This window comes from Psychroserpens luteus (assembly GCF_015319355.1).
GTDB lineage: Bacteria > Bacteroidota > Bacteroidia > Flavobacteriales > Flavobacteriaceae > Psychroserpens > Psychroserpens luteus.
Map to the genome: position 1 here is coordinate 471,555 of NZ_JADILU010000001.1, position 15,595 is coordinate 487,149.

Below are 15,595 nucleotides of genomic sequence, written 5' to 3' on the forward strand. Positions count from 1 at the left end.
TTTATAACTTTGATACATGCAAAAATTATTTGCCATATCATTTTCTTTTTTGGTGCTTTTTCAAAGTCTTAATATAGGAGTTGAAGATATTTCTAAGATTAGCGTTTTGCTGGATCATGCAGAATATCATCAAGAAAATTATGGCGATTCATTTGTTCAATTCTTAGCAGAACATTATGGAGATCTAAAAGATAGTCATGATAATGATCATGAAGAGCATGAAGATTTACCTTTCAAGCATCATCATCAAACTTGTGTACATACAAGCGTTGCATTTACGTTTGATATTATAGAATTCGATCTTACTTACGATCCATTTATAGAGATTCCTTTTAATTTTTTCTACACGGAATCGGTTTCTTTATTTGAAAAATCAAGCGTTTTTCAACCACCAAAGTTGGCATAATTTATTAGTGATTAAAGTCATTTTTTAATAAGCTGTTTTTTAATAGCTTAACACTTTATATATAAATTATGTTAGAATCAATTATTAAATTTAGTTTAAAAAACAAGCTGATTGTTTTCCTTTTTACAGCTTTTATTGTTGGCTTCGGAATTTTCTCATTAACCCAAATTCCTATTGGTGCTGTTCCAGATATTACCAACAATCAAGTACAAGTTATTACCACATCCCGAAATTTATCAACCCAGGATGTTGAGCAATTTATTACCTATCCAGTTGAATTAGAAATGGCTAATTTACCAGGTGTTGAAGAGATTCGTTCGGTTTCAAAATTCGGGTTATCTGTCGTTACGATTGTTTTTGACGACAATATGGGCACCTATTTACCAAGACAGCTTATTGCTGAAAAAATAAAATCGGCATCAGAGCAAATTCCCGAAGGGTTTGGGGCTCCAGAAATGGGCCCAATTACTACTGGTCTAGGTGAAATCTACCAATATATCTTGGACGTAAAACCTGGTTATGAAGATCAATATACGACTACAGATTTACGTACCATCCAAGATTGGATTGTTAAGCGACAATTGTCAGGAATTCCAGGAGTCGTAGAAGTCAATACTTGGGGAGGATTTTTAAAACAATATGAAGTTGCTATTAATCCTGGCAAATTAGCTTCTATGAACATTTCAATATCAAAAATCTACGAGGCACTTGAAAAAAACAATAGCGTTGCAGGTGGTGGATATATCGAAAAAAATGGCAAAGCTTTTTTTATTCGTGGTGAAGGTTTAGTGAGTTCATTAGAAGATATTGAAAACATTGTGGTAAAAAATGATGGGACACCAATTTTTATTAAAGACGTCGCAAATGTTGGGTTTGGTAGTGCAACTCGTTTTGGAGCTATCACAGGAAATGGTGAAGGCGAAAAAGTCTTAGGCCAAATTATGATGCTTAAAGATGGCAACTCTAAAGAAGTTATTGATACGGTTAAAGAACGTGTTGCCTCGATACAAAGTACACTGCCAGAAGGTGTTTACATTAATGGCTTTTTAGAACGTAGCGAACTCATTGGTAAAACAACATTTACAGTTGCCGAAAATTTAATTTTAGGATCACTCATTGTCATTTTTGTGGTTGTGCTTTTACTTGGGAATTGGCGTTCTGGATTAATCGTTGCTTCGGTTATTCCTTTAAGTTTATTGTTTGCCATTATTCTCATGAATCTTTTTGGAGTAGATGCTAATTTGATGAGTTTGGGAGCTATTGACTTCGGAATTATAATCGATGGAGCTGTCATCATTGTGGAGTTTATAGCATTTCAGATTATGTCTAAATCTTCTCAAATTTCAAAAACTGATAAACTTGAAAAACAAGCAGAAATCGACCATATTACCCTAAAAAGTGCTTCAAAAATGATGAATTCTGCCATTTTTGGTCAATTAATCATTTTAATTGTATTTATACCAATTCTCTCTTTGAGTGGTATCGAAGGTAAAATGTTTAAGCCTATGGCGATGACATTTAGTTTTGCACTCATTGGTGCTATGTTATTATGTTTGACTTACGTTCCTGTTGTGTCGTCGTTATTTTTGAGAGCAAGTAAGGAGTCAACTAAAAACGTCTCTTCAAGATTGATGAACTTTTTAAATAAGCTTTATCGACCAACTATTCATTGGGCACTAGGCCATAAAAAAATAGTGGTTCTGTTTTCCGCAGTATTATTAGCGATGAGTGTATGGATTTTTACAAGAATGGGTGGCGAATTTGTGCCTACTTTAGATGAAGGCGATTTCGTTATCCAACCCATTTTGAAAACAGGTACATCATTAGAAAGAACTGTTGATATCACAACTCACATAGAGCAAATTTTATTAGATGGTTTCCCAGAGGTTGATCAGGTAGTATCCAGAATTGGAGCAGCAGAAGTACCAACAGACCCTATGTCTATGGAAGAAAGCGATGTTATTATAAAGCTGAAACCTAAAAAAGAATGGACATCTGCAAATAGTAAAGATGAGCTAGCAGATAAATTTAAAGAAGCTTTAGCTGTAATTCCAGGTATGGAAGTAGAATTTACACAACCTATAGAAATGCGTTTTAATGAATTGGTTACAGGTGTTAGAGCAGATGTAGCGATTAAGATTTTTGGTGAAAATTTAACCATTTTAGCAAATAAGGCTGATGAGATTAGAGGCTTAATTCAGAATGTAGAAGGTGCAGCAGATATTTCCGTAGAAAAAGTAGAAGGTTTACCTCAAATGAGTGTCACATATAATCGTAGTAAAATCGCACGTTATGGGATGAATATTTCTGATTTAAACCGAATCATTTCTATGGGTTTTGCGGGAGAATCTGTTGGTAGTGTTTTTGAAGGTGAAAAACGTTTTGATTTGGTAATTCGTTTACAAGAAAATAATCGAAAAAATCTTGAAAGCCTGAAAAATTTGTACGTAGATACGCCTCAAGGAAACAAAATTCCTTTAAGCGAACTGGCAACAATTGAATATACTACAGGTCCTGCTCAAATTTCTAGAGATGATACGAAGCGACGCATTGTTGTTGGGATTAATGTTAGAAATAGAGATTTACAATCTGTAGTCAATGATGTGCAACAAATTATTGATGCTCAACTAAAACTACCTGTTGGGTATTCTATTACTTATGGTGGTCAATTTGAGAATTTACAAAGTGCAAAAGATCGATTGCTTGTAGCGGTTCCGGTTGCTTTGGTGCTCATATTTATATTATTGTATTTCGCATTTGGCTCAGTAAAAGAAGCTTTGATAGTCTATTCTGCTATTCCGTTTGCTGCTGTTGGAGGTGTTTTATTATTGTGGGCTAGGGATTTGCCTTTCAGTATTTCTGCAGGTGTTGGTTTTATTGCACTCTTCGGAATTGCAGTTTTAAACGGAATCGTCCTCATAGAACATTTTAAGGAACTCAAAGCCGAAGGTTTTTCTAATATTGAAGAACGCATCAAAAAAGGAACCAGTGAGCGTTTAAGACCTGTGTTGTTAACAGCAGCAGCTGCTGCTTTAGGGTTTTTGCCAATGGCGATTTCAACAAACGCAGGTGCTGAGGTACAACGACCATTAGCAACTGTAGTTATTGGAGGTTTGATCACTGCAACACTATTAACTTTAATTGTCTTACCTGTTTTGTATGCGTGGTTTGAAAAGAAAAGCACTGTAAAAATGAACAATACAGCCTTAATGACAATTGTTCTTTTAGGTTTGACTTTTGGTGCAAATGCTCAAAATAAAGCATTAACGGTTGAAGAAACTTTAGAGTTAGCGATTGAAAATAATGGTAATCTAAAAGCTGAATTACTAAAAATTGATGAATCAAATGCATTGATTGGTAGTGCATTTAGTTTTGATAAAACAAGTATCTATTATCAATATGATGAAAATAATTTGGCAATAAATAATGAACCATTGAAGGTTTTTGGTGTGTCACAGGATTTTAAATTTCCGACGGTTTATTTTGCTGAAAAGAAACGTAATAAGTCAAATGTCAACTTGCAAGAAGCTAAGTATAGTTTACAATTACTAAAGGTTAAAAGAGATGTTTATAGTAACTATTATGAGTTGAGTTATAACAAAAACAAAGCTTTGACTTATAAATATTTGGATAGTTTATATAAGGATTTTGCTAAAAAAGCAGAGAGACGTTTTGAGTTAGGTGAAACCAATTATCTAGAAATGATTACTGCCCGTTCTAAACAGAAACAACTAGAAACCTTATATAAACAGTCTTTACAAGGCGTCAATCAATCTAAATCACAACTTGAAAAAGTGGTTCAGGTGGATTCTATAGTAATTGAAGATATTGAACTTGAGAAATTAGAACTTCAAAATTTATCATTAGAAGCGCATGAAGGTTTATCCTTTTATGATGCGTCTATAAATTACCAGCAAGCGCAAACCATATTAGAGAAACAGAATTTGTTGCCAGATTTAAGTGCAGAGTATTTTCAAGGCACAAACAGCAACCTAAATCAATCAATTAATGGTTATCAGTTTGGGTTAAAAATTCCTTTTTTGTTTGGTGGTCAACGTTCTAAAATTAAAGCTTCAAAAATTTCAGAAGATATTGTTGTAGAACAAAAGATAGATTATGAGAATAGGTTAAAAGCAGAATATCAATCGCTCTTGGCGAAACTGCAGCAACATCAGGAAAGCATTAGCTATTACGAAACACAAGGTAAAACGCTTTCCGAAGAAATTATTAAAACAGCAAATCGCACTTTTAAAGAAGGTGAAATTGACTTTTTTCAATACATCCAAAGTTTAGAGACAGCTAAAGAAATACAGTTGAGTTATCTAGAACAACTCAATCTATACAATCAAACAGTAATTACAATCAACTATTTAATTTTATAACAATGAAACATATATATATCTTATTATTTGCAATGGTTTTAATGGCCTGCGGAAATTCAGAAAAACAAGAAGAAGTAATTTTAGAAAGTGAAGAGCATCATGATGAAATCACTATTACCAAAGCTCAGTTTGAAGGTGAGAAAATGGCTTTTGGAGGTTTAGAAGAAGTTGATTTTTATGATACTGTAAAAGTTAACGGAATGATTGATGTACCACCACATAACAAATCTAGTGTAACAACATTTGTTGGTGGTTATATAACAAAAACCCCTTTGTTAATTGGTGATAAAGTGAAGAAAGGACAACTTTTAGTAACACTTGAGAATACTGAGTTTGTAGAATTGCAACAGCAGTATTTGGAGGTTTCAGAGCAGATTAATTATTTGAAGTCTGAGTTTAATAGACAAAAAACATTGTTCGATGAGCAAATTACTTCAGAAAAAAACTATCTAAAAGCCGAAAGTAATTACAAAAGTAACCTTGCACATTATAACGGATTACGAAAAAAGTTGCAAATGATTAATATCAATCCAGCAAGTGTAGAGCAAGGTCGTATTTCATCAACCATTAATGTTTACGCTTCAATTGATGGTTATGTTGCTAAGGTGAATGTAAGTAATGGTACGTATGTGTCGCCTAGTGATGTGATTTTAGAAATTGTGGATACAGATCATATCCATTTAGAATTGTCGGTTTTTGAAAAAGACATTATGAAAATTAAGAAAGACCAGAAAATCTTGTTTAAAATCCCAGAAGCTTCCGAAGAAACATACGAAGCCGAAGTGCATTTAGTAGGTACCACAATTGATGAGCAAACAAGACGAGTAAAAGTACATGGACATATGAATAACGATGAAGAAAATTTTATAGTTGGTATGTTTGTAGAAGCAGATGTTGTTATTGCAGCGACAAAAGGCATGGGTTTACCAACAGAAGCGGTTATTGAGGTTGGTGATGATGCTTATGTTTTAGTATTAGAGGAAAAAAATGGTGATGAATTTCATTTAGAAAAAATAAAATTAGATCTTGGTAAGCGAACAGAAACCAATATTGAAATTTTAAATTCTGAAATTTTAAAAGACAAGCAAATCATAATTAAAGGAACAAGTATGTTGCTTAATGAAAGTGAGGGTGGACATAGTCATTAAATTTTATATTGTGACGCAACCTTTTTACTATTATTACATCTATCAATTGGAACAATTATTGATGTAGTTGCGCTGTTAACTTTTAACTAAATTTTTATGAAAAACTCACTCCTATGTATCGCTTGTATGTTCTTTTTTATTTCTGGAGCATTTGCTCAAAATGATTCTATCCAAGATCCTTATAAAAAGGATAATGAAATTAAAATAAATGCAGTATTCCTATTAGTAGGGGCTTTTGAGGCTAGTTATGAACGTAATTTATCTGAAACTTCATCGGTTGGGATTTCTATGCTCATTCCTTTTGATGAAGAAAATTTTGATACAGATCTTAATTATTATGTCTCACCCTACTATCGCATTTTCTTCGGAAAAAAATATGCTTCAGGATTCTTTCTTGAAGGTTTTGGGATGGTGTCTTCTTATGATGACAGAAACTCTTTTTTTACAGGAAATGAGTTTGATCCAACATTAGTAACAACAGAAGAGACTTTTACAAATGTTGCTTTAGGTTTTGGATTAGGAGGTAAATGGGTGATTAAAAATGGTTTTGTTTTTGAATTAACCAGTGGTATTGGTAGAAATATAATCAATAACTCTAGAGATAACCAAGACTTCCAGTTTGTTGGTAAATTTGGTTTTAATTTGGGTTATCGATTTTAAGTAAATTAAATATTATATAAATAAAAACTCCCAAGCAATTGCTTGGGAGTTTTTATATTTCCGAAGAAAAAATAAATCTATTTCATTTTTTGAAGCCAATGTTTTACATCAACTTCTTTTTTGATAATATCTTTTAGATCTTCAATTTTAACACGTTGTTGTTCCATCGTATCGCGATGACGAATGGTTACCATATTATCTTCTAAAGTATCGTGATCTACTGTGATACAAAATGGAGTACCTGCAGCATCTTGTCTTCTATATCGTTTTCCTACGGTATCTTTTTCTTCATAAATAACGTTGAAATCCCATCTTAAATCTTCAACAATTTGTTTAGCAACTTCTGGTAAACCATCTTTTGCTAGTAAAGGAAAAACTGCTGCTTTTGTTGGCGCCAAAACTGCTGGTAATTTTAAAACAGTACGTGTTTTACCATCTTCAAGTTCTTCTTCCATTAAAGCATTTGAAAATACAGCTAAAAACATACGATCTAAACCAATAGACGTTTCTAAAACATAAGGAGTATAACTTTCTTTATCTTCTTGGTCAAAATACTGTAATTTCTTGCCAGAGAACTCCTCGTGTTGTTTTAAATCAAAATCTGTACGAGAGTGAATCCCTTCTAATTCTTTAAACCCAAATGGGAATCTAAATTCTATATCTGTTGCAGCATCTGCATAATGTGCTAATTTTTCATGGTCATGAAAACGGTAATTTTCTTCTCCCATTCCGAGAGATAAATGCCATTTCATTCGGGTTTCTTTCCAGTATTCAAACCATTCTTTTTGAGTTCCTGGTTTGATAAAAAATTGCATTTCCATTTGTTCAAATTCACGCATTCTAAAGATAAATTGTCTTGCAACAATTTCATTTCTAAAAGCTTTTCCTGTTTGAGCAATCCCAAAAGGAATTTTCATACGTCCAGTTTTTTGAACGTTTAAAAAGTTAACAAAAATACCTTGAGCTGTTTCTGGACGTAAATATAAATCCATTGCGCTTTCTGCACTAGCACCTAATTTGGTTCCAAACATTAAATTGAATTGCTTGACATCTGTCCAGTTTTTAGAACCAGTCAAAGGGTCTGCAATTTCTAGCTCTTCTATTAATGCTTTCACATCTGCTAAGTCTTCTTTTTCTAAAGATTGACCTAAGCGCTTCAAAATTGAATCAATTTTTTCCTGGTACCCAACAACTCTTCCGTTGGTGCTTACAAATTCTTCTTTATTAAAAGCGTCTCCAAAGCGTTTTTCAGCTTTTTTAACTTCCTTTTCAATTTTGTTTTCAATTTTAAGACAGTAATCTTCAACTAAAACATCTGCACGGTAGCGTTTTTTAGAATCCTTATTATCAATCAAAGGATCGTTAAAAGCATCTACGTGACCAGAAGCTTTCCAGGTTGTTGGGTGCATTAAAATTGCAGCATCAATACCTACAATGTTTTCATTCATTTGTACCATGGCTCTCCACCAGTAATCACGAATGTTTTTCTTGAGTTCTGCTCCATTTTGAGCATAATCATATACTGCGCTTAATCCATCGTAGATTTCACTACTTTGAAATACGTAACCATACTCCTTTGCGTGAGAGATTACTTTTTTAAATTGATCTTCGTTTGCCATAGTGCAAAAATAAAAAACCGCTACAATAAATTGTGCGGTTTTTAATAAATTATATAAGGTTGATTATAAATTAATTATTAATTCAAATTTACTTGAGCGCTTCCTAGTTTTCTGTCTTTATGAAAAACAGATATGTAGTAACTACCTTTTTCTAAAGGTTGTTCATTGATATCTGCATCTACATCAATACTAACTTCAACAACATTATTGTTATAATTGACAATTTGTTTTTCACTGTAAATTAAAGTAGAACTCCCAAAATCAACAGAGCCTTTATCTGCAACTACATTATTTCGTGGATTTACAATTTGAATATATATTTCTTTCTCACCAGCTTCTGTTAAAGAATTTTCAGCAAGAATGAAAGACACCTCTATACTATGAACACGTTTGGCTTTGTTGCTTGGTGTTTTAATTCCAAATAATTTCTCAAAACCTTTGGCTTTAAATGAGTTAGCTGTTAGTAGGGCTCCTTTTTCTAAACTCTCGTTTAAGTTTTTGTTTTTTTGAACTAAGGTAGAATTCTCGCGTTGTTGTTTTCTTAACTCATTGTAAGCGAGTAGTTTTTCTTTTTCTAAACCTTTATTTACTTGGTCTAAAGAGTCTGCAGTCTTAAATAAAACCTTATTTTTAAGTTTTATGTTAAAGAGTTGTTGTTTGAATTTTGTAAGTATTGAGAGATCACTACGTACCATTCTAAGAGAGTCCAAAGTTAATATGGTTGCTCGTTTAGCGTCTTCCAGTTTGGAAGATATCAGATCATTGGAAATTGAAACATCATCATAGCGCGTGATCATTTGGGAGAGCTCGCTTTCAACTAGCTTCTTTTCTTGTTCTAAAAATTGCTGATGCGTTTCAATGGATTTGTAACTTGTAAAACTGTAAACAGTTAGAACTGCGACTGCAATAATTAAAGAACCAATAATTAATCTGTAGTTAAATAATTGAGGGTTAACTATCATTATTAATTTTGTTATTTAATCCCGCTAAACTAAAGAATATGTTATCAATAATTAATTTTAATCGTTGAAATGATAAAAAACTTGTTAAACTTGTTTTTTCCTGAAGTTTGTAGAGCTTGTAGTAATCATTTGTCTGATAATGAACTACAAATTTGTATGAATTGCAGACATGATTTACCACTCACAAATTTTCATGAAGATAATGACAACGCTGTTCATAAAATACTCTACGGAAGAGTGAAGCTAGAACAAGCAACTGCCTTATTTCATTTTTCTAAAAAAGGCATTGTACAACAACTCATGCACAATCTAAAATATCGCGGACATGAAGAAATTGGACAACTTTTAGGCGAGTGGCTAGGAAATGAATTAAAGGTTCTTGACGCGTATTCTAACATTGATGTTGTTATTCCTGTGCCTTTACATAAAAAGAAACTTAAGTCTAGAGGTTTTAATCAAGTTGATGAATTTGGTATTGCAATAGCTGAAGCTTTAAATGCAGAATTTAATACATCTGTATTAATAAAAACAACGAATACTAAAACACAAGTATTTAAAGATAGACTGAGACGAAATTCTAATGATCACACCAATTTTAAAATTGTAAATGGAGACTATTTAGAAAATAAACACATCCTTATTGTAGATGATATCATTACCACAGGAGCAACTATAGAAGATTGTGCCAATACATTATTAGAAATAAAAGGTGTTAGATTAAGTCTAGCCACCATGTCAATCACAGATTAAAATGTTTGGACTAATAAAGTAAATTACTTTTTGTTCAGATGAAAAATAAAATATAAGCATAGTAGTGGTTATAGTTCTATTTTATACTGAAATATGAATGAAAAAGAAACGTGGTTACATACAATGTTTTAAGGTTAAATTGGTATTAAATAGTTTTGAAGATACATAGGTTTATTGTTAATTTGTTAAAATTTGAATCTCGCATGCGTAAAAACGTATTACAAAGTTTAATCATACTTATAATCATTTCAATGATGGTGAGTTGTGCTAATAGAGGAACACCTTCTGGAGGCCCAAAAGATGAAGAGGCTCCATTAATTATCAAATCTTCACCAGCAAATTTGACGACTAACTTTAAGGGTAAAGAGATTAAAATTTACTTTAACGAATATGTTAAAACTAAAAACCTTCAAAAACAACTCATTATTTCTCCACCAATGGATCCTGAACCAACGGTAACACCATTAGGAACTGCGAGTAAATACATTACCATTATAATAAATGACACTTTAGACGACAATACAACTTACGCTTTTAATTTTGGTCAAAGTATCGTTGATAATAATGAAGAGAACCCTTATGATTACTACAGATATGTGTTTTCTACTGGAGATTATATCGATTCTTTATCTGTAAAAGGACAAATTTTAGATGCTGAAAAAAGAAGCCCAGAGGAATTTGTTTCTGTCATGTTGTACGAGAGAGATTCTACCTATACAGATTCTATAGTTTATAAAAATAAACCTAAATATATCACCAATACCTTAGATAGCCTCACAACCTTCAGTATCGATAATATCAAACCTGGAACCTATAAATTGGTGGCTTTAAAAGACGAAAATGGAAACTTCACATTTCAGCAAGACAATGATAAAATAGGATTTTATGAAGGTTTTATTACTGCACCTACCGATGAGAATTATACCATAAAATTATTCAAAGAAGAAATTAATTTTGATGCTAAAAAACCGCGTCAAGTCGCAGGTCAAAAAATAGCATTTGGTTATGAAGGCGATTACAAAACAATGGAAATTGAGTTGCTGGACAATAAACCAGAAGGATTTACTACCAGAGTTACAAAAGATCCCAATGCAGATACGTTATACTATTGGTATAAGCCCAAGCTAGAATTAGATTCTACCCAATTTATAGTAAGAAATAAGACCTTTATAGATACATTAAAACACAGATTTAGAACTATTGATAAAGACTCATTAACCATAAAAATGTTGTCTTCAGGGACATTAGGTTTTAGTGAGGATGTACAAATAACAGGATCTATTCCGTTTGTGAAATTTGATGAAAAACAGATTAAAATTTTAGATAAAGATTCTTTAGATGTGCCTTTTAAAACGACTTTTAACTCATTAGATAATGTGTATAGTTTACAGTTTGAAAAGCAAGAGAAGCAACAATATAAAATGACACTATTGCCAGGAACTTTTGAAGATTTCTTCGGAAATGTGAATGACACACTCAATTATTCTGCTAAAACAAAATTATATTCAGACTATTCAAATATTAGAGTCACATTAAGAAACATGACTTATCCAGCAATTGTTCAACTCACAAATGATAAAGGTGATGTTAAATATGAACAGTTTGCTACAGAAGAGCGTTTATTCGATTTTAGAAATCTCACACCAGGAGATTACTACTTAAAAGTCATATTTGATACAAACGGAAACCAAAAATGGGATTCGGGTAATTACCTCAAGCAATTACAAGCTGAGCGTATCAGTTATAAAACAGAAATCATCGAGGCAAGAGCAAATTGGGATCCAGTTGAAGAGTTTACCCTTTTAGACTAAATACGTCTCTATCTTTTAAGAAGCCTAGCTTTTCTCTGTATTTAGAAATGTGCTCTTTTTTTAGAGTCACAATTTCTGTAGCTTCTTTATCTGTAGGAATTGTGTCCATGCGTTTGCCAAGGGCATCATAAGCTCCAGAATTTCCAGAATACTCATAATTATTTGCATCAAGCCCAACACGATTAACACCAATACAATACGTCATGTTTTCTATTGCACGAGCTTTTAGTAAAGCATCCCAAGCAGCAACTCTAACTTTAGGCCAATTTGCAACATAAAGTAATATATCATAATCAGTTGTGTTTCTAGCCCAAACAGGAAAACGTAAATCATAACAAACTAAGGGGCAAATTTTCCAACCTAAGTAATTAATGATTAATTGATGTGATCCAGCTTTGTACACTTTATGTTCACCAGCTAAAGTAAAGGTGTGTTTTTTATCGTAATGCTCAATCTTACCATCGGGAAATACGAATAGAAGTCGGTTGTAATAGTTATCATTTTCTTTAATAACAACACTACCGGTAATTGCAGTTTTTTTTATGGTTGCCAATTTTTGCATCCATGATACGGTATCTCCAGTCATAGTTTCTGCAACTAGATTTGGATGCATTGTAAACCCAGATGTAAACATTTCTGGAAGTATGATAAGGTCTACAAGCTCTAGAATAGCACTAATTTTATTAGTGAAATTTATTCTATTTTGCTCAGGATTTTCCCAAACAAGATTTGATTGTATAAGCGCGACTTTTAATTCCTTTTGCATGTTTTAAAATTACAAATTTTTTATATGAGTTCAATAAAAAAAATCCATTCTAGTAGTTATTAACCTACTAAAATGGATTCTATTATTTAAAAGAAAATTAAATGTTATAATTTACTCTTAGCTTTTTCTATATCTTCTTTTAAATCTTTAAGTTTCTCAAGCCACTTTAGGTCATCGCTAGGTGATAACTTACCTTTTCTTTTTAGTTTTTTGTATTTTTTTTGAGCATCTTCAAGTTTTTTAGAAGCTTTTTTAAATTTATCTTGAGCTTTTTGTTGCTTTTTTAATGCCTTCTCTGCGCGTTTTTGAGCTTTTTCAGCTTTTTTCTTGTCTTTTACGAGTTTCTTAGCTTCTTTCTCAACTTTATCTGCTTCTTTTTGTTTCGTCTTTTCCGCATTAGCAATCTCTTTTTGTTTTGCTTTTTTAAGTTTTTCAGCAGCTTCTTTTAATACAACCTTCTCATTAATTAAACGAGCAGACTCTAAAATAGAAGCTGTTTCTTCAATGCTTAATGTTTCAGTAACATCTTTTCCAGCAAGGAAAATTTTGTCTTCTTTTACTTCGTAAGTTTTTCCGTCTTTTTGAACTTCTTGAGCATTCATTGTTGCACTAAAAGTTAACATTAAAAGGATAATAATATATTTCATGTGTTTATGTTTATTGTTTTTTAGTTGTCACATGCTGTTCGCAATTAATCATTACTTTTGGTGATAAAGTTTTGAACATGCTCGTTTCATGTGTTTATGTTTTAATTGTTCTATTTATAAGACACAAATGTAGATGAGAAGTCACATAAAATAGTGTTAAATTTTGTTCAAAATATCTGCTGCAGCTCTTAGGGTTTTATCCGTTTTAGCAAAACAAAAACGCAGTACTTTATCATCTTTACCTTTTTGGCTTAAAACAGATAGCGGAATTGAAGCAATACCGTAAGTTTTGATTAAACGTTTGGCAAAATCTACATCATTTTCATCTGTAATGTCAGAATAATCTAATACTTGAAAATAGGCGCCTTTTGATGGTTTAAATTTAAATCTAGATTCTGAAATTAGATCCAAAAATAAATCACGTTTTTGCTGGAAAAATGAATTTAATCCTAAATAAGTTTCGGGATCTTGCATATAATCTGCAATCCCTTTTTGTGAGGGATGATGAACTGAAAACACATTAAATTGATGCACTTTTCTAAATTCGTCCATTAAATAGTCTGGCGCACAACAATAGCCGATTTTCCAACCTGTGTTATGAAATGTTTTTCCAAAAGAAGCAGTAATAAAACTTCGTTCTTTTAAATCTGTAAATAGACAAGCGCTTTGGTGTTGCTCACCATCAAATAAGATATGTTCATAAACTTCATCACTCAATACAATAATATTCGTGCCTTTGGTTATTTTTTGAAGTTCTAACATATCTTCCTTATGCCAGATTGTTCCGCTAGGATTATGAGGTGAATTAATCAAAATCATCTTGGTTTTAGGAGATATTTTTGAAGCTACTTCTTTCCAATTGACTTTATAATCTGGTGCCGATAATTGAATAGGAATTGTTTTACCTCCATTCACTTTAACCGCTGGTTCGTAACAATCATAAGCAGGCATGAAAATTATGACTTCATCATTTGATCTTATAAAAGTTGAAATAATTGTGTAAATAGCCTGTGTAGCACCAGCAGTAACCGTAATTTCTTTTTCAGGATCATAAGTCTTATTGTAGAGTAGCTTGTATTTATTTGCAATGGCAAGTCGTAAATCTAAATTTCCAGCCATAGGTGCATATTGGTTGTAACCATTGTTCATGGCGTGATTGACTAAATCATTTAATTTTTGAGAACTTGGATAATTTGGGAATCCTTGTGATAGATTTATAGCTTTATTTTTATTTGCCAAAGCACTCATTTCTGTAAAGATATTTGTGCCAATAATTGGCAATTTTGATAGGTGTTCCATAGTTTATATAATACTGAATTTATAAAATTTCCGTTTAGGTAATATAAAAAAAACGATACTTCTGTTTTGGTTTATTTTTATTCGGTTTTCGAATAAATGGAGAAAAGCACAAACGATCTATTTGTAGACTTGTGCTGTGATATAAATTAAATTATTGTTTGAGTTCAGAACTGAACTAAGTGAATTTTTAAGTTACAAAGAATAATTTGTAATAAGGCATGTTAGGGAGGATATTATAATGTCTATGTTTGGTCATTTAGATTGGTGTTCCATATTTAGAGATACTAAATCCATCGATACACCGTTAAACTTGTATGTCAAAAATTACTCTTCTTTTATTCTGTATTTTAGTTTTTGGGTGTAACTCTAAGCAAGAAAAAAAAGTGGTCATAACTACAATTAAAAATAGTGAAACTGTTATTAAAGAAATACCTGAAGAATTATTGATAGATTCTATAAAACTCAATCTCAACTTCAAACCCAAAGGCAATTATATATCTATTTTAAATAAGATAGAAACAGATAAAACTTACTTTAAAACGCTACATCAAACCAATCCAACAAAAGCGATTGATAGCGCATCTCAATATTTATATTCAAAATTGCTGAATGATATCGTTCCTCATTGGTACGGAACAGAATGGGATTTTAACGGTCACACCAATTCTCCAAATGACGGTGAAATTGCTTGCGGGTATTTTGTGTCAACGACTTTAAAACATTTCGGATTTAATCTCAATCGTTATAAAATGGCGCAACAAGCTGGATTAATTGAAGCCATAATGTTACAACCTAAATCGCAACTTAAAATTTATAGAAACGAGTCTTTTGAGTCTTTAAAACAAAAAGTAAATTCGGTTTATAACGATGGGGTTTACTTTGTAGGCTTAGATAACCATGTTGGTTACGTTTTAGTAAAAGACAAAGAACTTTACTTTTTACATTCTAGTTATTGTGATGATAAAGTGGTTATTGAATTAGCAGAAAAGGCTGCATGTTTCTCTTCTAATATTTATGTGTTTGCTGAAATATCAACTAATAAAAATTTAGTTAAAAATTGGATCTTCAATACACGTTTGAGTGTGCCTGCCAATTAGAGATATATGTGAGTATTTTTTTATCTTTACGTGCATAAAAAATACGCA

General features: G+C 31.9%; 12 protein-coding genes. 7 read left to right on the forward strand and 5 right to left on the reverse strand.

Annotation, left to right across the window (positions count from 1 at the left end; genetic code table 11):
* Window positions 1–16: 16 nt before the first annotated feature.
* From IM744_RS02075 to IM744_RS02090, 4 genes are all read left to right on the forward strand, one after another.
* Complete coding sequence (locus tag IM744_RS02075; protein WP_194506421.1) at window positions 17–406, forward strand: hypothetical protein; 390 nt, start codon at window positions 17–19, stop codon at window positions 404–406.
* Window positions 407–474: 68 nt separating this feature from the next.
* Complete coding sequence (locus IM744_RS02080; RefSeq protein ID WP_194506422.1) at window positions 475–4,788, forward strand: CusA/CzcA family heavy metal efflux RND transporter; 4,314 nt, start codon at window positions 475–477, stop codon at window positions 4,786–4,788.
* Between the two features lie 2 nt (window positions 4,789–4,790).
* Complete coding sequence (locus IM744_RS02085; protein ID WP_194506423.1) at window positions 4,791–5,936, forward strand: efflux RND transporter periplasmic adaptor subunit; 1,146 nt, start codon at window positions 4,791–4,793, stop codon at window positions 5,934–5,936.
* A gap of 96 nt (window positions 5,937–6,032) precedes the next feature.
* Window positions 6,033–6,596: a DUF3575 domain-containing protein gene (locus tag IM744_RS02090; RefSeq protein WP_194506424.1), complete on the forward strand. Its 564-nt coding sequence runs from the start codon at window positions 6,033–6,035 to the stop codon at window positions 6,594–6,596.
* 77 nt (window positions 6,597–6,673) lie between these two features.
* Here the strand turns inward: IM744_RS02090 and IM744_RS02095 are convergent, their stop codons facing one another.
* The gene (locus tag IM744_RS02095) at window positions 6,674–8,215 is read right to left on the reverse strand and encodes a glycine--tRNA ligase (RefSeq protein WP_194506425.1); all 1,542 of its coding nucleotides are present in this window, start codon (window positions 8,213–8,215) and stop codon (window positions 6,674–6,676) included.
* A gap of 77 nt (window positions 8,216–8,292) precedes the next feature.
* Complete coding sequence (locus tag IM744_RS02100) at window positions 8,293–9,177, reverse strand: hypothetical protein (protein ID WP_194506426.1); 885 nt, start codon at window positions 9,175–9,177, stop codon at window positions 8,293–8,295.
* Between the two features lie 156 nt (window positions 9,178–9,333).
* On the opposite strand from IM744_RS02100, the gene IM744_RS02105 reads away from it, so the two are divergent.
* Window positions 9,334–9,927 carry a ComF family protein gene (locus IM744_RS02105; RefSeq protein WP_317175378.1) on the forward strand — a complete coding sequence of 198 codons (594 nt, stop codon included), beginning with the start codon at window positions 9,334–9,336 and terminating at the stop codon, window positions 9,925–9,927.
* A 203-nt stretch (window positions 9,928–10,130) separates the two neighbouring features.
* On the forward strand, window positions 10,131–11,738 hold the full coding sequence (locus tag IM744_RS02110) for an Ig-like domain-containing protein (RefSeq protein WP_194506428.1): 1,608 nt from the start codon (window positions 10,131–10,133) through the stop codon (window positions 11,736–11,738).
* Here IM744_RS02110 and IM744_RS02115 read toward each other — a convergent pair.
* The 3 genes from IM744_RS02115 to IM744_RS02125 all read right to left on the reverse strand — a co-directional run bounded on the left by IM744_RS02115 (window position 11,722) and on the right by IM744_RS02125 (window position 14,450).
* On the reverse strand, window positions 11,722–12,504 hold the full coding sequence (locus tag IM744_RS02115; protein ID WP_194506429.1) for an amidohydrolase: 783 nt from the start codon (window positions 12,502–12,504) through the stop codon (window positions 11,722–11,724). The two genes, IM744_RS02110 and IM744_RS02115, sit on opposite strands and share 17 nt — an antisense overlap.
* 104 nt (window positions 12,505–12,608) lie before the next feature.
* Window positions 12,609–13,151 (reverse strand): hypothetical protein, encoded by a 543-nt coding sequence (locus tag IM744_RS02120; protein WP_194506430.1) that lies wholly within the window; start codon window positions 13,149–13,151, stop codon window positions 12,609–12,611.
* 156 nt (window positions 13,152–13,307) lie between these two features.
* A complete protein-coding gene (locus IM744_RS02125; protein WP_194506431.1) occupies window positions 13,308–14,450 on the reverse strand; it encodes a methionine aminotransferase in 1,143 nt (380 codons plus the stop codon).
* A gap of 314 nt (window positions 14,451–14,764) precedes the next feature.
* Between IM744_RS02125 and IM744_RS02130 the strand changes: the two genes are divergently transcribed.
* Entirely contained in the window at window positions 14,765–15,547 is a 783-nt protein-coding gene (locus tag IM744_RS02130) for a hypothetical protein (protein ID WP_194506432.1), read from the forward strand.
* Window positions 15,548–15,595 lie beyond the last annotated feature (48 nt).